The following is a 22,490-nucleotide window of genomic DNA, read 5'->3' as shown; positions in this document are numbered from 1 at the left end:
TCAAGAAAGCAGCAGATACAGGATGGTTGCCCCGAGCAAAAGGGCGAGCACGATCCAGACCGGCTTCGGGATCAGGTCTTTGGCGACTTCCTTGGCCACGTTCGCGGCGAACTCGGCCTGGGACGGGGCCGCCGTGGGAGCCCGCGAAGCCGTGGTTGCTTCGGTCGTACCCGCGCCCCCGAGCACGGTGTTGAGCCCGCCGAGGCTTTGCCTGATGATGGCCTTCGCCGAGCTGTCGAGCAAGCGCTGACCGACGCCCGCTATCCGGCCGCCGATCTGAGCGTCGCCCGCGTAGGTCATCCGGGTCTTGTCCTCCGCCGGGCTGATCGCGACGTGCGCCGTCGCCTGGACGAAGCCCTGGGCGCCCTGGCCATTGACCTTCATGTCATAGCTATGGGGCGCATCGATGTTCTCGAGCTCGATCCGCCCCTTGAAACGCCCCTGCACCGGTCCGACCTTGATGTTCAGCTCGCCCTCGTACTCGTTGTCTCCGACCAGCTCGAGCTTCTCGCAGCCGGGCATGGTGGCAGCCAGGACCTCGGGATCCATCAGCCCTTTCCAAACGTCCGCGGGAGATGCGTCAAAGGTGTATTCACCGGCGACCTTCATGAACGGTGTCCTCCTGTCAGCGATGTCGGCGAGTTGCGACCGACGCGGCAAAGTACCACAGCTCCCGCACACAGTCGCGCCGAAAGACCCCGTCATGTCGCAACTTTCTGTCAGGAATCGAGTGCCAGCGGTAATGGTACTTACAGAGGAAGCGGTGAGAGGAAGAACAGGATGAAATCCACTCGACAAGACCGGATCGTAGCGATCCTCTACCTCACAGCGGGTCTGGGGTTGGTCTGGCTTCTGCTGGAAGCGGGCTTGAGCTTCGCGGGCCGATAGGAGTTGCTGAGCCTCTTTCGCGCCGGCAGCTCGGCCAGAGCATCGCCCAGCGCCCGAAGCGACTCGAGATTGTGAATCGGCAAGAAGTCATCGATGAACGGCAGGGCCCCCACCATGCCTTCGACCAGCGGCTCGTAGCCGGGCCGGCCGACGTGAGGGTTGAGCCAGATGAGCCGATGCGAACGATGATGCAGATGCCGCATCTCGCGACGTAGGACCGAGACGTCGCCACGCTCCCAGCCGTCGCTAACGATAATGACGACCGCGCCGCGACGCAGCACGCGCCGCGCCCAATGGCGATTGAAGACTCCCAGGCTCTCGCCGATGCGGGTGCCTCCGGACCAGTCCAGAATCTCGGCCGACGCATCTTCCAGAGCTCGATCGACGTTGCGAATGCGAAGGGAGGACGTGATGCACGTCAGTCGCGTGCCGAAGACAAAGCATTCGACGTCGCCGGCGCCGAAGCCGTGCAAGGCACCGTAGAAGAACTGCAGGATGATGCGCGAGTACTTCTCCATCGAGCCGCTGATGTCCGCCAGAAGAACTATCGGCCGGCGCTTGGTCTTGCGCCGGCGCCGCGCCAGGCGCAAGGGCGTTCCACCGTGCCGAGCGGCCTCTCGCAGGACTCGCCCGAGGTGAAGGCGCGTCCCACGCGAGTCTGCGCTCCAGCGCCGCGTCCGCCTCAGGCTGGCCCGCCACCGCATCTCCAGAATGAGGCGGCGCAGCTCCTCCAGCTCGGCAGCCGACATTTCGGAGAAGTCCTTGCGCTGCAGGACTTCCAGGTCGCTGAACGTCTGGGCCCGTTCGCGGAGGTCGATCTCGGCGTCGGCCTGTCCTGAGGCGGCCGCCAAATAGTCGACTCTGCCCAGGGGGCGGAGTCTGTCCCGATCGCGTCGAGGCTGGGGCGTCGTGCTCTGGCCCTTGGCCGAAGCGGCAGCGGAATCGGAGCCTCGCGAGCGCCAGAACCGATTGAAGAGCAGCTCGAACAACTCGAGCTCCTCTCGCCGATTGACCAGGAAGGAGCGCGCCGCATGAAACACCTGATCGCGGCTGCCGACGTCGACCAGCTCGAGAGCCCGCGCAAAGTCGAGCGACTGGCTGTGAGTCACCGGAAGGCCGGCGGCCCGCAGAGCCCGTCCGAACAGCAGGAGGTTGGCCAGAATCGGCCTCGCCCCCTCCGTCCGGCTAGCCAAGGGCCTGTTCGAGGACGCCGGGGGCCTCGGCCTTGAGCTTGTCGACGTCGTCCTGGTACTTGAGTAGCAGGCCTAGGGTCGAAACCACTGCGTCGGGCGTCAGCTCGCGAGTGTTCAGGTGCTCGAGCGCCGCCGCCCAGTCCAGCGTCTCCGCCACGCCGGGGAGCTTGTAAAGGTCCTGCTCGCGCAGCTTCTGAACGAAGGCGACGACGTCACGGCTCAGCCGCTCCTCGATCTGCGGCACTTTGCGCCTCACGATCTCGATCTCTTTCTCCAGCGAGGGATAGTCGATCCAGTGATAGACGCAGCGCCGCTTGAGTGCGTCGTGAATCTCACGCGTGCGATTGGAGGTGATCACGATCATCGGCCGGTGCTCGGCGTGCAGGGTCCCGATCTCGGGAATGGTGATCTGGAAGTCGGACAGGAGCTCGAGCAGAAAGCTCTCGAACTCCTCATCGGCCCGATCCAGCTCATCGACCAGGAGAACCGGCGCGCTGTCGTGGCTCTGGTCGATGGCTTGAAGCAGGGGCCGCTTGAGCAGGAAGTCCTCGGTGAAGATGTCTTTGGTGGTCGAGACGGCCGGCCTCGGGGAGCCCTCGGCACCGCCCCGTCGAGCCTGGATCTCGAGCAGCTGCCGCGGGTAGTTCCACTCGTAGACGGCCTGACTGATATCCAGCCCCTCGTAGCACTGCAGGCGGATGAGCGGCGTGTCGAAGACGCGGCTCAGGACCTTGGCGACCTCGGTCTTGCCGACGCCGGGCTCGCCTTCGAGAAACAGCGGCTTGCCCATCTCGAGAGCCAAAAAGAGGCTGGTCGAGAGGCCGGTGTCGGCGATGTACTCGTGCTCGGCGAGCGCCCGGGCGGTCGTCTCGACCGAATCCAATCGAATGCGCATGGCAAGCAAGGCTACCATTCGCCCGGCGAACAAAAGAGCGCCACGAGGAGCCGAGTCACCGGACCCGGCTCCCCTTTGACCGTATCGGTGGATCGGCCGGACTCTATTCGTCGCCGGGTCTGACGGCGGACTTGTAGTGGACCACCATCACGATGCTCTCGAAATGGGTCTCGGGCTCGAAGTCCTCGGCGAAGCTCTGCTGAATCTCGGCTAGCTCCTCCTCAGAGCGCTCCGCGGCCTGCGCCGCTTGCGCCGCCCGCACCGCATCCCGCGTCGCCAGACTCGGCATGGTGTACCAGCTGCCGTGTGTCCAGGAGTAGTCACCGGGCACCTCGTGGGTGAACAGCCCATATCCCATGACCGTGCCGTCGGCCGCCAGGCCTTCATAGAGGGGCGCCGCCACTTTGTCCCAGAGTTCCAGGGCGTTCGAATCGTGCCCGGGCTTGACCTTGTAATAGCCGAGGCGCAGATAGGCGGGGCGCCCGTTTCCGGGCTTGCCGCGGAGACCGCGGTGAATCGCGTCGGAGTGCGAGCCCGGTACCACGTTCTGATCCCATTCCGCCTCGGTGGCGGCGCGCTCCTCGGCGCTCATCGACTGCATCGAGGCCATGAAACCGGCCATGAATTTGTCGACGCCGCTCCAATCGGCGAATGTCACCCACTCGGCGTGCGAGTACGGGTCGTTGCCGTGGTGGACGATGGGCATGCCCACGCCCCACTCGAGAACCGCGCCTTCCTCAACCAGCCTGTCGAGCAAAGGTGCGTCGTGTTTGACCAGCATCTGGACCAGCGCTTCGCCCTGGCCGGGCTGGGCCTTGAGCAACGAGACCCAGATCACCGGTCCGTCCTGGGCAAGGCCGGCGGCCGGCAGCAAGAGGACGGCGGCGAGCGCCACGAGTAGATAGTTTCGCTTCATCTATGACTCCTTTCAACCGGATCGACTCCGGCGATGTGGTTTCGAGCCCGGGGTCACCCGGGCGGGCGAGCATGCAGAGCAGGCCAGGCTATGGCGATTGCCATGGCAACCGCCGGAAGGCGCCACTCAGAATGACTTGCGGAGCATTCTAGCTCAACGTCGGCCAGCCCAATGTCGGGCAAACCAACCTCGGCCAGTCCAAGATCGATAGGCGGGATCGGCCGATCGAAGTATCCTCCCCCGATGAGCGCAGTGACGAAGGCGGTCATCCCCGCCGCCGGCCTGGGAACCCGCATGGAGCCGGTCTCGCGCGTCGTCCCCAAGGAGCTCCTGCCCGTGGGCAGCAAGCCCGCTATTCAATGGGTCATCGAGGAGGCCGCCGCGGCCGGGCTCACCGAGCTCGCGATCGTGCTGAGTCCCACCAAGGGACTCCTTTTCGAGTACCTCGCCGACGGCGGCCTCGACTCCGAGCTCGGTGTTCGCTTTCAGTACGTAACGCAAGACGTGCAGCGAGGCCTCGCCGACGCGATGTGGCAGTGCCGTGACTTCACCGATGGCGAGCCCTTTGCGCTGCTTCTGCCGGACAACGTCCTGCTATCCCGCGAGCACAGTCTCTCGCGCATGGTGAGCCTCTACGCAAGAAACGGCCGAGACGTCATCGGCGCGCTCGAGCTCGACCATTCCCACAGCGGCCAGTTCGGCAACTGCGGTCTGATCGACTTCGAGCGCAAGGCTGCGGGCGTGCTCGAGATCTCGCACTTGCGTGACAAGAGGCCCGGCCGGCTGGCGATCGAAGAAGGCGCGACCGTTGTCCGAGCCTGCGGCCGCTACATCTGTCACGCCCAGGTCTTCGAGTACATGAAGCGGTTTCGGCCCGGTGGCGATAACAACGGCTCGCAGGCCGAGCTCGACGAAGTACCCGTTTATCAAGCGATCATCGAGGAGAAGGGCGCGCTCGGATGCCTGCTGTCCCTGCCGCTCTTCGACGTGGGTTACCCCGCCGGCTACGCCGCCGCCAACGGCTATTGGGCCCGTCACCTGGCCCCGAGCCCAACCGATTAGAGACCGGGGACAGTCACTACCCCTCGCAGCCACTACCCCTCCGGTAGCTACTGAATAGTAGGGACCGTCACTGGTGACTGTCCCCAAACTTCAAATACTTGAAGAAAGGTTGCCGCCAACTGCCACTCGTGCGCGCATCCACGAACGCAGACAAAACCACAGGAACGCCGCAATCACCAAAGTGAACATGCCGACGACGGATGTGTTCAGGGACTCGCCGAGGCCCAGCACCACGAGTGCCGGGTTGACCGCGCCGTGGTCAAAGATCGCGTTGGCTCCTCTGTAGAGCCCGACCCACTGGCCCAGGAAGCCGAAGATCGCGGTCAGGCTGCCCCAGAACAAGATGGCATCGATGCTGCGGCCGACCGCGGCGGCGCGCTCACCGCTGCGAAGCGCCAAACGCACGGCATTGATCAGGGTGAGACTCAGAATCACCAAAGCCAGCGCGGCTTGCAGGAAAATGAAGGGGCCCGCTTCGGATAGGAACTTGATCATAATCGTCTCCTTGATCGTCCGGAATCATTGTGCGAGGAGGGCGTTGACTTCACGACGCTCGAAGCGTGCCACCAGGTTCGCCAGCAGAAACCACATCAGAGCCGTGAAGGTGGCGGTCGAGAGGCCCAGGATCACCATCGACGAGGTCGCCAAGAACCAGGTACCGGCCATCCTGAAGATCACCTCGGGAGCGCTTTCATAGGAGTTGTAGGCGAGCCAGCGCAGGTTGTAGAGATACCCGGACGCCGACACCGCCAAGGTAACCGCGGAAAGAAACAGCAAGGTATTCAGCCCCGAGCGTAGCCGGCGAACATCGGGCGGCTTTCTCAAGAACAGCTCGTAGAGCTTCCACATGCTGAAGGCGAAGGCGGCGACCGCCAGAGCAACGATCGGCCACACGAACGGACTGACCATGTAGAAAAACCGCTCTTCCGTCGCGACCTTGCCGACGAGCAGAATCACCGCCAGCACCCAGATCACGAGCAGCGCCTTCTCCCACAGCGTTCCGACCTGTCGAGCTGCTCGATCGGAGAGCCGAGCCCCCGACTCATGAATCCGGGCCAGGTGCTTGAGCGCCTCGTCGGAAGCTACGAACGCCTCCTCCGCACTCTGCGCGGCCGCGGCCTCGTCAAGGCCCCGGCTCAGGTGATGTTGATAAAGATCCTCCAGGTCTCCGGCCATCTCCAGCAGGATCCGCGACTTTGTCGGCTGGGGCAGATCCAGCTCGGCACTGACCTGTCTCAGAACTTCGGCGAATCGACTCATGACTTTGCCTCCTCGACGATCGAAAAGAAACGGGAAAAGAAGCCTCGCCAGGCCTCGACTCGCTCGGCCAGGCGCTTCCGCCCGGCTCGAGTCAAGGCGTAGCGCTTGCGCTTGCGCTTGCTCTGTTCATCCAACCATTCCCCTTGAATGAGACTCTCGAGCTCGAGCCGGTGCAGAATCGGATAGAGGGTCCCGTGTTTGAAGCGAAAGGCGCCATCGCTTCTCTCCTCCAGCTCCAGGGCCAACTGGTAGCCGTGATGTGGCCCCGACGAGAGGATGGCCAGAATCAGCGCCTGGTGGCAGTCGCGAGATAGGTTCTGGATCTCGACCGTGGCTTTTGGGGCGTGCATGGATTACCTTTCGAGTCTCTATATATCGAATCTAGATATATAGTACTCCGATATATACCCCTTGTCAAGCGCTTCCGGCCAATCCCCCCTGCGCCGCTTACCGTCGGCGGTGACTGTCCCCGATACCCTTCCGGTCCCTCGATACTCAGTCTCCTGGATCGATGGGCTCGAGGGCGGCGCCCTCGCCGAATCCGGAGACGAAGGTCGCGCAGGACCGACCGAAGGCGCGCTCGAAGTCACGCCAGAGACGACGCTCGACCTCGCCGGCGGCGTCGGCCTCGACCAGCGCGATAACGCAGCCGCCGAAGCCGGCACCGCTCAGGCGCGCGCCGTAGCAGCCCGGCGAGGACCAGGCGGCATGGGCCAACGCATCGAGCTCGGGAATCGAGACCTCGTACAGGTCCCGGGAGCTCTGGTGAGACTCACGCATCAATTCGCCGAACCGGAGCAGATTTCCGCTTCGAAGCGCTTCGGCGCCGTCGAGCACACGGCGGCATTCCCCCACCGCGTGGCGCGCGCGCTTGCGCAGGGTCGACGACAGCGCCGCCCCGTGCTGCTCCAGATCGGCGAGGGTGACGTCGCGCAAGGTCCTAATCCCCGGCAGAAACTCGCGCAGCCGCTCCACCGCCCGCCGGCATTCGTCGGGGCGGCTGTTGTAGTCGGAGTCGACCAGCGTGCGGCGAACCCCGGTGTCGGCAACCACGATGGCAACCTCACCGGGCAGCGGGACCTGCTCGAAGCTCAAGTCGCGACAATCCAGCAAAATCAGATGCCCGGACCGGCCGTGGATCGAGGTGAACTGGTCCATGATTCCGGAGCGTACGCCGAGATAGTCATTCTCGACGCGACGCCCCACTCGGGCGCGCTCGACGCCGCCGATCGTGATGCCGGCCGCCGCCTCCCAGGCCATCAGAAAGGCGACCTCGACCGCCGCCGAGGAGCTGACGCCGGCACCGATCGGCAGGTCACTGGCGAAGGCCGCCTCGATCGGCGGCACCTGATGCCCGGCTCTCGCCAGGGCCCAGGCAACGCCTCGCGGAAGATCGAGCCAGCTCGAGCTCCCGCCCTGGTGCTCGATGTCCCTCTCCGCGACCGGCACAGGCAACCACTCGGCGTCGAGCTCGGCATCCGCGCCCGACTCCGCGCCCGCGTCGATGTCGAGGGCTCGAATCACCGAGGTCTTCCTCTCTCCCCCGGCTGCGGCACGACACGCTAGCCAAACCGAACGATCGAGAGCCCCCGGCAGCACCCAGCCTTCGCTGTAGTCGATATGGGCTCCGAGGATGTTGGCCCGGCCCGGCGCCCGAACCAGCCACTCGGGCTCGCCGCCGAAGCGAAGCCGAAAGCCTTCCAGCACACGCGACCGCGCATCCATCCTGACGCCGACCATAAGGCCGATAGAATAACCAACGACGACCATGTTGGAAGGAGCGAGCTCGAGCAGGCTGGTCCGAGTTCTCGAGCCGGTTTGCGCCGGCCTGCTGGGCCTGTTGACACTCAACGCGGCTTTCGAGCTCTTCGCCTGGACGCTCTGGCGCAGGTCTTTTGCCGCGATCGAGGAAATCCAAGGCGTCTTGGTGGTCTGGCTGGCGCTTCTGGCCGCCGCCTATTGCCTGGCCGAAGGTCTTCACCTCGCCGTCGATCTCGTCGCCCGTAGCCTGCCCGCTCGCTGGCAACCGACGCTGGCGCGGGCTCCCGGCGTTGCCAATGCGGCGTTCGGAGTCCTGCTCGCGATCTACGGCGCGCGCCTGGTCCTCGCTGTTCAAAACACGCTACCGGGGACCGGATGGAGCGCATCGGTCCATTACCAGCCCGCGGTCGTCGCCGGGGGCCTGATCGCCTGGCTCGGCTTGCAACAGGCGATCTCCGGCGCCAGCGGAGCCAGCGCACGACCGGCAGACGCCGCGCTGCCGCCGGTCGAATGAGCGACCCCGCACTCGCGCTCCTGGTTTTCGGCTGCTTCGCGCTCCTGCTGGTCCTCAGGGTACCGGTGGCCTTCAGCCTCGGACTCTCGGCCTTCGTCTTCTTCTTCGCTTCGGGACTCCCGGCGCTCTCGGTGGTCCAGAAGATCGCGACCCAGATCGCCGAGCCGACGCTGCTCGCGATTCCGTTCTTCATCCTATGCGGCGAGATCATGAGCACCGGCGGGATGGCCCGCCGGCTGGTCGACCTCGCCAACGCGTTGATCGGCTTCGTACGCGGAGGCCTGGCGATGGTCAACGTCATGGCCTCGCTGTTCTTCGGCGGCATGTCGGGCTCGAGCGTCGCCGACACCGCGTCCATCGGACCGGTTTTGATACCGACGATGGCCGAGCGCGGCTACGATCGTGACTTCTCGGTCGCCGTGACGGTCGCCTCGTCGACCCAGGGCATCATCCTGCCGCCCTCTCACAACGCCATCCTCTACTCACTGGCGGCGGGAGGCACGGTCTCGATCCAAGCCCTTTTTCTCGCCGGCTATGTGCCGGGAATCCTGGTCGGATTGTCTTTGATGATCCTCTCGGCGTGGGTGGCGAAGCGCCGCGGCTACCCGAAGGGCAAGAGCTTCAGCCTTCGACATGCCCTGCGCGCCGCCGCCTCCGCGCTGCCGGCACTGCTCACTCCGTTCATCATCCTCGTGCCGCTCACCCTGGGCTGGGCGCCGGCCCATCAGTCGGCGGTGATCGCGGTGGTCTGGTCGGTGATGGTCTCGTCGTTCGTGTATCGATCGCTCGACCTGCGCGCCTACGGCGGCATCCTGCGCCGCGCGGTCCGCACCTCCGGCATGGTGATGATCCTGATCGGCGCGGCCGCGGCCTTCGGTGAGGCACTGACGTACCTGCACGTGCCGCGACTTCTGGCCGAGTGGCTGTCGGCCCTGCCGGCGAGTCGAGTCGCGCTTCTGCTGATTCTCAATGTCCTCGTGCTCGCCCTGGGTGCGATCATGGACATGGCGGCGCTGATCGTGATCCTGACGCCGATTCTGCTGCCGGTCGCCGAAGGCCTGGGACTCGATCCGATCCAGTTCGGAATCATCCTGCTCCTGAATCTGGGGATCGGGCTGTGCACGCCGCCGGTGGGCAGTACACTCTTCGTCGGATGCGCCATCGGCAAGACTTCGATCGAATCGACCTCTCGGGCTCTGGTGCCGTTCTATCTGGTCATGATCGTCGTCCTGCTACTGGTCACTTTCATTCCCGAGCTCTCGTTGTGGCTTCCCGACTGGATCGCTCGGAGCACCTAGAGACGGGCGCGGATCAATGATTCGTCTCGGGCTGGCCAGCCTGATCGGATTCGGCAGCCTGATGACCGCTCTGGGACTTGGGGGTTGCTCCCCGACCGCGCAGGATGGGCCCGAGTCCTGGGTGCTCTCGAACGTCCACATCGAGACCTACCCCACCGCTCGCGGTCTGGTCCGGTTCGCCGAGCTGGTAGCCGCCGATCCTACGCTCGCCCGCCGCGTCGAGCTCGACCTGCAGCTCGGGGGCGTTCTCGGCAATGAAAAAGAAACGCTCGAGAAGCTGCGGTTCGGCGCGCTTCAGATGGTCTGCGCCTCGGCGGCGCCGCTTCAGGAATTCGCGCCGGTCGCGGGCGTGCTGGCCCTGCCGTTCCTGTTCCGTGACAGCGGCCATCTCTGGACAGTCCTCGAGGGTGAGATCGGCGACGAGATCTCGGCCGGTCTGATCGAGGCCGGATTCGTACCGCTCGCCTGGTACGACGCCGGCGCGCGCTCCTTCTACAACCGCACGCGACCGATTCACCGGCCCAAAGATCTTGTCGGGCTCAAGATCCGCGTCCAACGCTCGGAGATGATGCGGGACCTGGTCGAGTCGTTGGGAGCCTCGCCCGTGGCCCTCGGCTTCAAGCAGGTCTACACCAGCCTCCACACCGGGGCGATCGATGGTGCCGAAAACAACTTGCCGTCGTATCGATCGGAGCGCCATTTCGAAGCCGCCGGCTTCTACTCGGCCGACCGCCACGCCATCATCCCCGACGTGGTGCTGGTCTCCCGCGAGCGCTGGCAGGAGCTATCGGTCGATGAGCAGAAGGCCCTGCGCGCGGCGGCCGAAGCTTCGGCCCTAGCTCAGCGGCGGTTCTGGGCCGACTACCGCAAGCAGGCCGCGCAAGCGGTCACCGAGGCCGGCTCGGTGATCAACGAGGTCGACGATCCCGAGGCCTTTCGCCAAGCCGTCGAGCCGGTCTACGACAAGCACGCCGGCCGCTACGGCGACCTGGTCGAGCGCATCCGCTCGAAGCGCTAACTCACCTCCACGACGCGAAGCCGTCGAGGTCGATCGAGCCCGATGCCCCGGCGAGGGATCCGGCGACGACTCCCCAATCGATCGTATCGACCCGGCGAGTGCCGTTGACCAGGCCGGTAAGCTCGCCGGAGGCCGCGCCATCCAGAAAGAGCGCCAGCGCGCCGGTTCCCGCTCCGGCCCGCCACTCGAGCCGCACGCGGTGCCAGCCCGCGCCGATCGCCGCCTCCTGACCGGACAAAGTCGCCGCAACCGAGCCGTCGTCTCGTCGAGCCTCGAGCAGGGCCTCGTGGCCGCCGGCACCGTCCGACTGCAGAACCATCCGGAAGCTCACCTCGCCGGTCGCCGACCGAGCGACCAGGGCTTCGAGGCGGTCTGCCCCGCCGAGCGTCAGACCGTCGAGGCGCATGTCGAATTCGGCGGTGTACGCGGTCTCGCCGCCCGGAGACGTGTCTCGTATCCAGGCGAGCGGTGTGAGAAGCGGGTCGATCTCGACGGTCAGGTCGGCGCTCGTAATAAAGTCCTGCCCAAGTGCAATCGCCTCCCCGGCCCGGAGGGTCGCCCCGGGTGCGACGACTTCTACGCCCTGCACCAGGAGCTCGCGGCAGGCTTCATGAGCTCCCTGGAGGGTGGTGGTCGGCGGCTCGATGGTCACGAAATCCGCCGCCGCGCAGCTGGTCCCGGCCTTGGCCCGCAGACCGCGCGTGCCGACTCTCGCCGCGTCGCTCAGAACCTGGAGCGATCCGATTCGGGTCCGGCTCCAGGCTGAGACATCTCCGGATTCGAACCCATCGGCGAAGATCCCCTGCTCGCTCGGCGGCGGCAGGGCGGCGAGCTCGGACGCCGAAAGCGCGCGATCGTAGACCCTGACGTCGTCGAGTCTGCCCTTCCAGGGCTTGCTCGTCGGCTCGGTCGGGTTGCCTCCGATCCACACCGGCACCGCCGGGCTCACACTGAGACTGCCCGTTTTCGCCGTGCTGCCGACCGACACGCCGTCGAGGAAGAGCTCCATAGTCTCCGTGTCCGGGGCTCCGTCGTAGACCGCCGCGACGTGTATCCAGACGTTCTCGGGCAGGTCGCCGCTCGAGGCGATCAGGGTCGTGGTCGTGCCGCCGGTTTTCAAACGAAACCGGAGCCGGCTCCCCCCGCCACCCGAGATCGTGCTCAACATGAAGTAGTGGTCGGCCTCGGCGGTACCGGTGGACTTCGAGAGGATGCGGCAATCGTTCGACGAGCAATTGGCCAGGTTCTCGGCGTAGACCCAGGCGGCAAGGGTCAGGGCCGAGCCCGAGACGTCAAAGCTGCCGGCGTCGACGTAGTCGTTCGAGCCATCGAAGGCGAGGGCCGAGCCCGACGGCTCCGCGCTCCATTGGGGCCCGTTGGTCAAGAAACCGGTGTGGCCGCCGCCCGAGGCGTCGATCGCGACCGTCCCCTCGCCCTCGTCGAACGGCCACCAGGCGACCAGGCCGGCCGTCGGATCGCCCGCGCCGAGCGCGAAGGGCGCGGTCGAGCCCGGGACGACCGGATTCCCGGCCAGATCCTGGACGGCGTTGACCGTCAGGAGGTAGTCGACGCCCGAGGTGAGAGCCGTAGTGGTCAGCGTGACCGCCTGCTGGTTGGCGGCCAGCACGGCGCCGGTCACAGCAACGCCATTCGAGATGGCGTAGTTGGCCGCGTTCTGGGCCGTTACCGCTTCCAGCGGCTCGCTGAAGTCGACCACGACTCGGGTTGGAATGCCGTGCGCCGAAACCGACGCGATCGCCGGCGGGGTCGTATCGATCATCGGGCCATCGTCGATCGCCAGGTTCTCGTAGATCACCAGACTTCGCTTGGTCCAGCCGACCGAGACGATGTCAAGATCTCGGTCGAGGTCCATGTCGACCAGGATGGTGCCGTCATGATGATCGACGGCCGCCGAGGTCCCACTATCGACCACGTGGGTGGTCCAGGCCGTTCCGGTGCCGTTGTTGGCGTAGATCGAGACCTCGCCGCTGCCCTGGTGAGCGCCACCGACGACATCGATGTCGCCGTCGCCGTCGACGTCCCGGGCGTCGACGCTGAAGTAGTCGAAGTCGGTGGCGATGGCGTGCTCGGTCCAGGTGCCGCCGGCGCCGTCGTTCTCGCCCCAGACCAGAGTCGAGGCGAACTCGACTCCGATCACCACATCCAGATCGCCGTCATCGTCGAGATCGGCCAGGACCACCCGATCGGGTACGCCGCCACCGCTCAGGGTAATGCCGCTCTGGGTCGAGAAGACCCCGCCGGCGTCCTGCCGCAGCCAGGACGTGCCGAGATGGATGTCGAGGTCCCCGTCGCCGTCCAGATCACCAGTGGGAACCTGCTCCTGATTGGTGGTAGCACTCAGAACGGTCAGCGGCCAGGCGGCCGTTGTCGGGTCATCGGGGATCGAGAGCATGGCGGTGCCCGAGCCGCCGTTGTGCCACGAGAGAATGATTTCCTCCTGGCCGCCAGCGATCACCTGATGGAGGCTGACGCCCTGGAGAAAGTCGCCCGCGGTTGCCATGTTGGTGATGTCGAAGTTGGTGAAGGTGCCCGTGCCGTCGTTGCGCGCCCAGGACAAGTCCTCGCCGCCAGGCTGGCCGTCGGTCCCGAAAACGTCTAGATCCCCGTCGTTGTCGAAGTCGTGGACAGCAGCGACGTTGTGGAGCGGCGCTCCGATCGACTGCCGCGTCCAGGCGCCGCCGAGGTTGCCCGGGTTCGGATACCACCAGCCGCCGGTTGCGAGGTCCAGCAGGCCGTCGCCGTTCAAATCCCGCCCGTAGACGAAGACCGCGTTCCACGGCAGCGAGGTCTCGAGGATGTGACGCTGCCAGGTACCGAGCGGCAGCGGTGACGTCGTGTTCTCCCACATCTCGATCACCGCCGAGTTGGGGGCGCCGTCATTCCAGTTGGCGCCAAAGATGTCGAGATCGCCGTCGCTGCCGATGTCGCCCACTCGAACATTGTGCGACCCCGACTCGGCCACAACCTGCTGCGACCACGAAGTGCCGTTCGACTCGTTGAAGTAGATCGAAACCTCGTCCGGATCGGACGACTGATGCATCTCGGCCGTCACCAGATCGAGATCGCCGTCGTGGTCCATATCGGCGGTCTTGAAGGTATGAAGGAAGGTCACCGACGGATCGATCGGATGCTCGACCCAGGGACCGGCCACCGGATCGATGGCCTCGTACCAGGACAAACGGCCCGCGCTCTCGGACGGACCGAGAACGACGTCCAGGTCGCCATTGCCATCGATGTCCGCGATGGTCACACCTACGTCGCTCGCCCAGTTGGTGTCGATGGTGTGCGAGGTCCAACTCGTCGGCGTCCCCTGGCGGACCCAGAATCCGTTGTGGGCGACATCGAGGTCGCCATCGCCGTCGAGGTCCCCCAGGGCCGTACCTTCGCCGGCGGCCGACGGCAGCGAGACCCTGGTCCAGACGTTGGCAGGACCCTGGCGCCAGAAGGACGTATCGTTGCCGTTCTTCTTTCGCGACACGACGTCCAAGTCCCCATCCGGCTCCATGTCCGCAACTTCGACGTCGTGATGGTTGGCTCCCGCCACGCCGATCGTATGCTCGGTCCAGGTCGCGGTCCTCGGATCGAAGCCGGGCCGCGGGTTTTCGTACCACTTGATGGCGCTCGAATCCGGGATCACGACATCGAGATCCCCGTCGCCATCGATGTCTCCGACCTGCATGTCGGTGGTCCAGGACCCGGACGCCCGAATCGTGTGCTTCGTCCACGTTGGGTACTCGTACCAGAACATGCCCGCGCCGCTGGAGCTGGCCGCTACGGCGTCTAGAAAGCCGTCACCGTCGATGTCGCCCAGGGTCTTGCAGTGAGGGTTCGTCGGATTGGACGAATCAATGACTACGTTGCTGAACGCCAGGGCGGCCTCGAGAGACGAGACGAGCGCCAGCGAGGCGGCGACGCCGACCATCAACGCGAGAAACAAGCGGCCCGAGGCCACAAACCGAGACATCCGCCATAGGTCTACTACGGCCGGGGAGATGCCGGCAATGTTTTCCGCCACACCCCCTCTACGCGATCTTGATGTGCCAGGGCTCGTGGCGCACGCCGAATGGATTCTTCGGCGTGTATCGAATGCCGACGTATCCGAGATCGATGAGCTTGCGGTATTCGTCGGTCTCGCAGAAGGACTCGGTGAAGTTGTCGAGGCCGAAACCGACCTTGCCCAGGTCGAAATCTCCGCGAGCGTGGAATGAGTAGCCTGGCGGGGCCAGAGAACGCGACGCTTGCGAGAGATTGCCGTTCGTCACGACGGCCTTGGCGAGAAAGAGCTGATACTGCTTGACCAGCCCACGGACACCCGAGGTCAACGTGATGCTGTCGCCGATGTCTTTGCGGATGCGCCGGAACTTGTCGACCGGCTCGCCCTTGAGAAGATAGTGACCGCTGCCGGCGATCTTGACGACATCTTTCCTCGGTATCGCCGAGGTCAGATCGTGGATGACCTTTTCGCCGAAGAAACCGTAGCGAGTGGCGTCCGCGAAGAACAGCCCCTCGCGGTAATCCAGCTCCGCGCGCGGGAACTCTCCGATCTCGGGGAAGTTGCCGGCGAAGCTCAGCATCTGATCGAACGACAGCAGGTTGAAGTTGCCGTGCCCCACCAGCTGCTGCGTTCGCCCGATGCGCGCGACCACCGAGAGCAGGGTCTGAAAACGGGCTTCTTCCACCAGGAAGTCATCCTCGTAGGCGCGGTCGAAGTCCTTGGTCTTCTCGAGGCGCGAAACCCTGGGCGCCGCGCCTTCGTCGGTGACGGGGTCGACGACCGGGGGGCGGGGGGGGCTCCGCAGGGCGGAATCGAGCCAGTAGCGCAGTGCACCCGCCGGATTCGCCCCTCCGACCCAGTAGCGCGCCCCGGCGGCCGCGGTAAGACCAAGTGGTATGGCTTTGAGAAACGCCCTTCGATTCACCCCGGGAACTCCATTCGCGAGAATCACGCTGAATGTCGCTAAAGTCCGATCAATACACTATTATCACACGCGCGGAGCCCGCTCTGTGAAGCGCTCCGCAGCCGCATTACGAACTCTGCGAGTCGGCTTCGGCCACGCCCCGCACGGGCCTTCCTCGACCCCGAAAATGATCAAGTATCACTTACATTATTACTGTCTTTCGTTGCAGCATTTTCGGCGCTCCCTGTGAGCCTTTTCACAGCGGTTCAGGCCGGATCTTTTTAGTCTGAGGACGTCATGAGGGGATCTGGCACCGACCGACTGCGACTACTCGGGCTCGCCAGCGCCTGCTTGGCTGGCCTCGTCCTTGCCGGTGGGGTTGCGCTGTCCGCGGATTCCTTGCCGTTCTTGGTCAAAGACATCAACGCGTCCGGAACTTCGTCGCCGACCGAGCTCGTGGAAATGGGGGGCCTTACCTACTTCGCAGCCGACAACGGTGTCAACGGCGTCGAGCTCTGGAAATCCAACGGCACCACTCAAGGTACCGTTCTGGTCAAAGACATCTGCCCGGACGCTTGCAGCTCGGGGCCGAGCCTGCTGACGGTCGTCAACGGCAACGTCTTTTTCAGAGCCGACAATGGTGTCCATGGCCAGGAGCTCTGGAAGAGCAACGGCACCGCCGGCGGGACAGTGCTGGTCAAGGACATCGTACCCGGTGCCGGCAGCTCCGGACTGGCGTTCCTGGAGGCGGCGGGCAGCACCCTGTTTTTCAGAGCGAATGACCCGGTCTTCGGAAACGAGCTGTTCAAGAGCAACGGCACAGCGGCCGGCACAGTGCTCGTCAAAGACCTCGCACCCGGCTCCGGCAGCAACATCAGCTCCATCACGGCGATGGGAAGCAGCGTCTACTTCTCGGCGGGTGTCAGTCCCTACGGCAGTGAGCTCTGGAAGAGCAACGGCACCGCCGCCGGTACCGTACTGGTCAAGGACATCAACACCGGCGCCGGCTCCTCCATCCCACACGAGCTCACTGCTGTCGGTAACACGCTTTTCTTCGCGGCCTGGACCTTCAGCGGCATCGAGCTGTGGAAGACCGACGGCACCACCGGCGGGACTCTGGGGGTCAAGGATATCTACCCGGGGCCAGGCTCGTCCGCCCCCTCGTCACTCGTCGCCCTGGGCAACGAGCTTTTCTTGGTGGCCAATGACGGAGCCACCGGTAGCGAGCTCTGGAAGAGCGATGGCAGCCTCGCGGGCACTGTCCGGGTCAAGGACATCCGCCCCGGAGCCGCCGCTTCGAGCCCCACGCACCTCACGGTCGCCGGAAGCCTGCTCTATCTTGCCGCCGATGATGGACTCGTCGGCCACGAGCTCTGGCGCTCGAACGGCACCGGTGGCGGGACCTATCTGATTCGTGACATCAACCCGGGCGCGGCGGGTTCCGGGATTTCCGAGCTGAAGAGCGTCGACGACATGCTCTACTTCGTCGCCGATAACGGGCTGGCCGGCAGCGAGCTCTGGAAGAGCAACGGTACAGCCGGGGGAACCGATATCGTGGACGATCTCATCCTGGGGGCGACGGGCTCGAGTCCCACCGAGCCGACCGCGTCACCCTCAATGGTCTTCTTCGCGGCCAACGACGCTCTCCTGGGCCGCGAGCTGTGGGCCCTCCAGGTCGGCGGTCCGATCCTCTCGTTCGCCAAGAGCTTTGGCGACAACGCCGTCGAAACCGGCACCTCAGCACACACCTTCACGCTGACCGTGACCAACGACGGTTCCGGCCCGGCGTCCACGGTGCGCATAACCGACGCCGTCGACGGCCGCCTGACGGTGAACTCGGTGTCGCCGGCAGCACAATGCGCGGCTTCCAGCGGCCAGTTCGTCGACTGTACCTTCCCGACCCTCGCCGCGGGCGCGTTCGAGACCGTTACCGTGACCTATTCCGTTGGCAGCGGCGTGACCCCGGCGGACAACGTTCTCAACGTCGCCGAGGTCGGTGATTTGGACGGCTCACTGGTCGAGGCCAGCGACACCGTCGACATCATCGCTCCCTGCACCCTGCCGGTGCACCTCGACATCATCGGCGAGACGATCTACTCGACCTACCTGGCCGAAGCCTGTATCTCGATCTCGGCCGGGCCCACGGTCAACGTCATGTCCGGCGCCAACGCCACGCTCCGGGCCGGCGACATTGTCGTGCTCAACGACGGCTTCATGGTCTCCTCCGGAGCCACGCTGACCGTGACTCTCGAATAGCTCGCGCCTCCGAAAAGTGGCCCTATGGGGCCGCTTCAGACGACTGCCACCTTCGCCGCAGGATGACGAGAGAGCCGACGATCAGGAGGAGCGCCAGGACCGCCAGAGCCGCCTCTCCGAGAGTAGGCACCGCCGGAACGAACATGATGTCATCGCTGCCGCTCCCGCTCGAGCTCCCATCGAAGCTCACACACGCGCCGGTCGTCGTGCCCTCCATGTTGAACGTGGTCGCCACCGCCGGAACCGGATTCACCCGCACATCGACAAGTATGTCGCAGAAGGTATCGAACCCCATGCCCGGCGCTGCGTTGGGTCCCAGCTCCAGCGTGGGGGTGAAAGTGAAGTCGACGAAGCCAGCGCCCGCTATCGGCGCATTGAGGGCCTGCGGACAGTTGGAGGACTCGGAGCCCGCGACAACGTCGACCCCGGGAGCGGGCGTACAGGGGATGGCGCTACAGGACGGGAAGAAGCGGACAAACGGGAATTGCTGGGTCTGGGGAACATCGCCGGCGTCCGAGGACTCGACGTTCGCAACCGTAAGGATTACGTGAAAGAGAGTGTTGTCCACCGGATCGACCGACTCGCCGATCGTGATGTTCGATTGACAGGCCAAAGGAACCTGCTGGCTTGGAAGCTCAGCCGCCGACAGCGGTGAGCCCGCGGCCAGCGCCAGCAGCAGGCAGCTGCTCATTACGAACCGCGATAGCGCTGAGAAGCCGATCTTAGCCTCAGTCTTCGCCAACATACTTCAAGCCTCCTTCTTGGCTTATCCCTTGCTCAGGGCGATTGAATCCAGCTATCAACTTACTCTAAGTGTCGGACCGACGCCGTGTCAAATACCTTCGACGCCACCTCAAGAGTGCGGCTTTACACACTGATCCGGCACACACTTACCTAGGATCTTGATGGAGTCGACGAAGAAGAACTCCTCCTCGCCCCCATACTTGTTCGAGATCCGGAAGCGAATCGTGGTGTAGGGCGAGATGTAGTCCGAGATATCAATCCACTCCCAACCGTCCGCCATTCCGGTGTGACCAGTGATCGTCTTGACCACGGTGAAGTTGGCTCCGTCGGTGGAAACCTCGACCACAGCCGCGTCACTCGAATCCACCCACCAACCGAGGTGCCAGTAGAACTTGAGCCAGGCCTCTACCTTGCCGGAAAGATCAAGAGTTCGGTAAGCAAACGGATCCCCTGCCGCGGGATTCTGATAGTTGAAGTTATCCAGCCTGAGATCGCCTTCCTTCACCTGGACGTTACCCTCGGTCGCGCTCTGATCACTGCCGGTCGGATCGTTCTCGATCCATGGTCCGATCCACATACCGGTACCGCCGGAGTAGGTGCCGCTCTCGAAGTCGTCCACGTACTTCATAGGCACGCACTCAGTGTCGAAGCACTCGCACGGGATATCGACGTTGATGTCTCCCTGACCGTCGGGCAACACGACGCTCGTGTCATCCGGCTGACTCAACACGACCCAGTCGAACCAGGCCGAGGCGCCGTAATTGGTGTTCTTGTTGTTGGCTCCCTTGCCGATCTGGAAGGCCGGTCCTGTTCGGTCGATTTGGAGCACGGCCCCCTGGAAGTCATCGATGCCGGTGAGGATTCCGGTCAAGCCCGTGTAGTAGGAGAAGGTCGATGTGTCGATCGGACCCCCATTCTCGGAGTACGCGCTGTCCAGCAGCTCCTTCTTGGGACTGCCTGGGGGCACACCTGGGGGGTCAACGCGACCCGACAACTGGACGTCCACCTCGAACGCCTCGTTGAGGTTGTTCAGGTTGCGAATCGTGCCGGTCATTAAAGCCGTGCCGTCGTCGAAGGGGATGAAATCACCGGCCGGCTCGAAGATGAAGTCGTCCGAGATTCCGGGCAGCCAGAACGCGTGGCCGGCAGCTTGCACTCTGACCCGCGGATCGTTGATGGCTTCCTCGACGCAGAACTCGGGACAGAAAACGATCGAGCTCACCGCACCGCTCGACGGGAAGTGCACCTCGATGCGCCGCACGCCGTTGGCCTCGAGCGGCACATCCTGGTAGCTGTTGTTGCCCAGGGTCTGCATGTCCGCGGTTGCGATCACGCCGCCGCCGACCTCGGCGTCGTACGCGGTCACCGTCCCCATCTCCTCGTCGTTGTCGATATCGAGGATCCCGACCGAAGTCAGCGGCACCGGATGATCGAAGGTGAAGATGATGGTGCCGGGGCCGGCATCGTCATCGGGATCGGTGGGGTCATTGTCCTCGGAGAGGATGAGAATCTTGCCGAGCGGCAAGGAGTTCTGACCGGGCTGGCCGAAGCCGCCACCGGAGCCAATACCAGGGCCACCGAAGTCAGTGTTGGGCGTGCCGAGGTCGAAGTCGCCACCGGTCGGATTGAAGGTGTCGAAGATCATCGCCGGGTGGTTGACCGGATCGCTCGTGGTCACGGTAAGGCCGATACCGGCGTATTGATTCGTGATGATGTCGCCCTTCTGGAACTCCTCGAAGGTGAGTTTGGGCGGGCACACCTCGCACTCGGCCAAGTCCTCGTCGGTGACGGTCTTCGGGGAACCGTCCGGGAAGAACGCACCCACGATGTCGCAGGTGACCGTCGCCGTGTTGGTGTCAATCGGACTCAGGCACTCGATCGATTCCGCAGCGCCGGGCGCCAGGGAGGAGATCGTGGTGTCGCAGCCTGAAGCCGTGGTATCCGTCACCTGGCAGATGGCCAGGTCGGCTTCGCCGGTGTTGGTCACCGTCACCGTGTAGACGAACTTACCCGTCTCAGGATCCACGTCCGCCGCGCACTCCTTGACCAGATCGACCGCCGGCTCCTGGCAGGTGAGCGTCGCGGTATCGCTATCCGAGACCTGACCGGTCGCGCCCGTGCAGACCAGAGTCGCCGTGTTCGGCTCGCCACCGAGAAGAACCTCGTCGCAGTCGAGCACAGTGGTCTGGTGAATAAAGCCATCGAAGCCGATCGGCAGGGCGCCGACCTGAATCGGCACCGGGATCACGACCAGGTTCGAGTCCGTCAATACGCAGTCCGTCAAAGCACCGGCACCGGGATTTCGAGCCCGGTACAGGAATTTGATCTCATCGGCAACTCCATCACCGGACCAGCCGGTGCAACCCTCGATCACGCCGTCGTTGTAGCCGACATCGTGCCAGGTCCGACCACCGTCACACGAAACCTTCTTGTCCACCTCGTCGTCGTCACACGTCGCCGTTGCCGTGGCCGAGATCGTCTTCGGCTTACGAAGCAGCGCCGCATCGTTCCCGGCAATGAAAGTGCCGTCAACACCGACCTCGAAACCGTTGTTGAGGACAACGGCGGTGCCGGCGGTGAGGGTCAGGTTCCCGTCCGGGCCCATTACGGCGTAGTTCGGGCCGGCGTCGAGGGTGCCGCAAGTGGAGTGCGCCTGGGTGTCGGTCACGGTGTCGTCGCTCAAGCTGAGATCATCGCAGGGCACGATGGGTTGGAAAGCACCGACGATGTCGCAGGTCACCGATGCCGTGTTGGTCAGGCTCGAGCTGGTGCAAGTCGTCGTGGCGCTGTCGCCCGGGGCCAGCGGGCCTGTCGTCGACAACGGATCACAGGTCGCGGCCGGATCAAACAAGACACAGTTGTCGAGCGTCGCGCCGTTTGCATTCGCCGGGTTGGTAGCGATCACCGTGTAGACAAAGTTGACCTGCGGATCCTGATCCGCCGAGCACACCTTGGTCACGTCCAGCGCAGGCTCCTGGCAAGCCTCGACCGTCGCCGTGTCGTCATCCGACACCTGACCGGTCCCGCCCGTGCAGACCAGTGTCGCCGTGTTCGGCTCACCCAGCAGAAGCTGGTCGTTGCACTCCAACACACTCGTCATGAAGATGTCCCGCTCCTCGCCCACCGCCAGATCGCCCACCGGGGTCGGCAACGCGATCACCACGCCGTTCGAGTCGGTCAACACACAGCTGGTCAGAGCACCGCCACCGGTGTTCCTGGCCCTATAGCGAAACTTGATCTCGTCCGCTACGCCCACTCCCGACCATACGCCCACTCTCGACCAACCGATGCAGCCCTCGATCACGCCGTCGGCAAAGCCGACGTCGTTCCAGGTAAGGCCCGCGTCGCAGGAAACCTGCTTGTCCACCTGGACGTCGTCGCACGTCGCCGAGTCCTCGTCACTGACCGTCTTCGGAGACCCGTCCGGGAAGAACGCATCCACGATGTCGCAGGTCACGGTCGCCGTGTTGGTCCCGTTCGGACTCGTGCAACTCGTCGTCGCGCTCTGACCCGGAGCCAGTGGACCGGTCGTCGACAGCGGATCACACGTCGCCGTCGGGTCACTCAACACACAGTTGTCGAGTGTCGCGCCGTCCGGGTTCGCCGGGTTCGTCGCGGTTACCGTGTAGATGAAGTTGCCTTCATCGTCCCGGTCCGCCGTGCACTCCTTGGTCACCTCCAACGCCGGCTCCTGGCAGGTGAGCGTCGCGGTATCGCTATCCGAGACCACGCCGGTTGCGCCCGTGCAGGTCAAGGTCGCCGTGTT

17 protein-coding genes are annotated in these 22,490 nt (G+C 64.6%); 5 read left to right on the top strand and 12 right to left on the bottom strand.

Annotated elements, in window-relative coordinates; genetic code table 11:
* The 4 genes from GY769_15200 to GY769_15185 all read right to left on the bottom strand — a co-directional run bounded on the left by GY769_15200 (position 1) and on the right by GY769_15185 (position 3,892).
* On the bottom strand, positions 1 to 609 hold the full coding sequence (locus tag GY769_15200; GenBank protein MCP4203269.1) for a carbon monoxide dehydrogenase subunit G: 609 nt from the start codon (positions 607 to 609) through the stop codon (positions 1 to 3).
* Positions 610 to 818: 209 nt separating this feature from the next.
* Positions 819 to 2,081, bottom strand: coding sequence for a VWA domain-containing protein (locus tag GY769_15195; GenBank protein MCP4203268.1), 1,263 nt, complete (start codon positions 2,079 to 2,081; stop codon positions 819 to 821).
* Positions 2,074 to 2,976, bottom strand: a complete 903-nt coding sequence (locus GY769_15190; protein ID MCP4203267.1) for a MoxR family ATPase — start codon at positions 2,974 to 2,976, stop codon at positions 2,074 to 2,076. The genes GY769_15195 and GY769_15190 overlap by 8 nt, the downstream gene beginning before the upstream one ends.
* A gap of 103 nt (positions 2,977 to 3,079) precedes the next feature.
* Positions 3,080 to 3,892, bottom strand: a complete 813-nt coding sequence (locus GY769_15185) for a hypothetical protein (protein MCP4203266.1) — start codon at positions 3,890 to 3,892, stop codon at positions 3,080 to 3,082.
* A 243-nt stretch (positions 3,893 to 4,135) separates the two neighbouring features.
* On the opposite strand from GY769_15185, the gene GY769_15180 reads away from it, so the two are divergent.
* A complete protein-coding gene (locus GY769_15180) occupies positions 4,136 to 4,954 on the top strand; it encodes an NTP transferase domain-containing protein (protein ID MCP4203265.1) in 819 nt (272 codons plus the stop codon).
* Between the two features lie 90 nt (positions 4,955 to 5,044).
* Here the strand turns inward: GY769_15180 and GY769_15175 are convergent, their stop codons facing one another.
* From GY769_15175 to galK, 4 genes are all read right to left on the bottom strand, one after another.
* The gene (locus GY769_15175) at positions 5,045 to 5,449 is read right to left on the bottom strand and encodes a hypothetical protein (GenBank protein ID MCP4203264.1); all 405 of its coding nucleotides are present in this window, start codon (positions 5,447 to 5,449) and stop codon (positions 5,045 to 5,047) included.
* 24 nt (positions 5,450 to 5,473) lie between these two features.
* On the bottom strand, positions 5,474 to 6,214 hold the full coding sequence (locus tag GY769_15170; GenBank protein MCP4203263.1) for a hypothetical protein: 741 nt from the start codon (positions 6,212 to 6,214) through the stop codon (positions 5,474 to 5,476).
* Complete coding sequence (locus GY769_15165; GenBank protein MCP4203262.1) at positions 6,211 to 6,564, bottom strand: PadR family transcriptional regulator; 354 nt, start codon at positions 6,562 to 6,564, stop codon at positions 6,211 to 6,213. Before GY769_15165 ends, GY769_15170 begins: the two co-directional genes overlap by 4 nt.
* 145 nt (positions 6,565 to 6,709) lie before the next feature.
* Positions 6,710 to 7,939 (bottom strand): galactokinase, encoded by a 1,230-nt coding sequence (gene galK / locus GY769_15160; protein MCP4203261.1) that lies wholly within the window; start codon positions 7,937 to 7,939, stop codon positions 6,710 to 6,712.
* A gap of 43 nt (positions 7,940 to 7,982) precedes the next feature.
* On the opposite strand from galK, the gene GY769_15155 reads away from it, so the two are divergent.
* Genes GY769_15155 through GY769_15145 form a run of 3 tightly spaced genes read left to right on the top strand, consistent with a single transcriptional unit; the run spans position 7,983 to position 10,805 of the window.
* Positions 7,983 to 8,489, top strand: a complete 507-nt coding sequence (locus GY769_15155; GenBank protein ID MCP4203260.1) for a TRAP transporter small permease subunit — start codon at positions 7,983 to 7,985, stop codon at positions 8,487 to 8,489.
* Positions 8,486 to 9,787: a TRAP transporter large permease gene (locus GY769_15150; GenBank protein ID MCP4203259.1), complete on the top strand. Its 1,302-nt coding sequence runs from the start codon at positions 8,486 to 8,488 to the stop codon at positions 9,785 to 9,787. Before GY769_15155 ends, GY769_15150 begins: the two co-directional genes overlap by 4 nt.
* Positions 9,788 to 9,803: 16 nt before the next feature.
* On the top strand, positions 9,804 to 10,805 hold the full coding sequence (locus GY769_15145) for a TRAP transporter substrate-binding protein (protein ID MCP4203258.1): 1,002 nt from the start codon (positions 9,804 to 9,806) through the stop codon (positions 10,803 to 10,805).
* A 1-nt stretch (position 10,806) separates the two neighbouring features.
* Here the strand turns inward: GY769_15145 and GY769_15140 are convergent, their stop codons facing one another.
* Together GY769_15140 and GY769_15135 are read right to left on the bottom strand one after the other, a co-directional pair.
* Entirely contained in the window at positions 10,807 to 14,790 is a 3,984-nt protein-coding gene (locus tag GY769_15140) for a hypothetical protein (GenBank protein MCP4203257.1), read from the bottom strand.
* A 58-nt stretch (positions 14,791 to 14,848) separates the two neighbouring features.
* Positions 14,849 to 15,745 carry a peptidase M15 gene (locus GY769_15135; protein MCP4203256.1) on the bottom strand — a complete coding sequence of 299 codons (897 nt, stop codon included), beginning with the start codon at positions 15,743 to 15,745 and terminating at the stop codon, positions 14,849 to 14,851.
* Between the two features lie 276 nt (positions 15,746 to 16,021).
* On the opposite strand from GY769_15135, the gene GY769_15130 reads away from it, so the two are divergent.
* Positions 16,022 to 17,980, top strand: a complete 1,959-nt coding sequence (locus GY769_15130) for a DUF11 domain-containing protein (GenBank protein MCP4203255.1) — start codon at positions 16,022 to 16,024, stop codon at positions 17,978 to 17,980.
* 22 nt (positions 17,981 to 18,002) lie between these two features.
* On the opposite strand, the gene GY769_15125 is transcribed toward GY769_15130, so the two are convergent.
* Positions 18,003 to 18,725 (bottom strand): IPTL-CTERM sorting domain-containing protein, encoded by a 723-nt coding sequence (locus GY769_15125; protein ID MCP4203254.1) that lies wholly within the window; start codon positions 18,723 to 18,725, stop codon positions 18,003 to 18,005.
* 108 nt (positions 18,726 to 18,833) lie between these two features.
* Positions 18,834 to 22,490 (bottom strand): hypothetical protein (locus tag GY769_15120; protein MCP4203253.1); only part of this gene is annotated, 3,657 nt, incomplete at its 5' end.

The sequence above is a fragment of the bacterium genome (assembly GCA_024224155.1).
Lineage (GTDB): Bacteria > Acidobacteriota > Thermoanaerobaculia > Multivoradales > JAHEKO01 > CALZIK01.
This window is presented reverse-complemented; position numbering and strand designations above follow the sequence as displayed.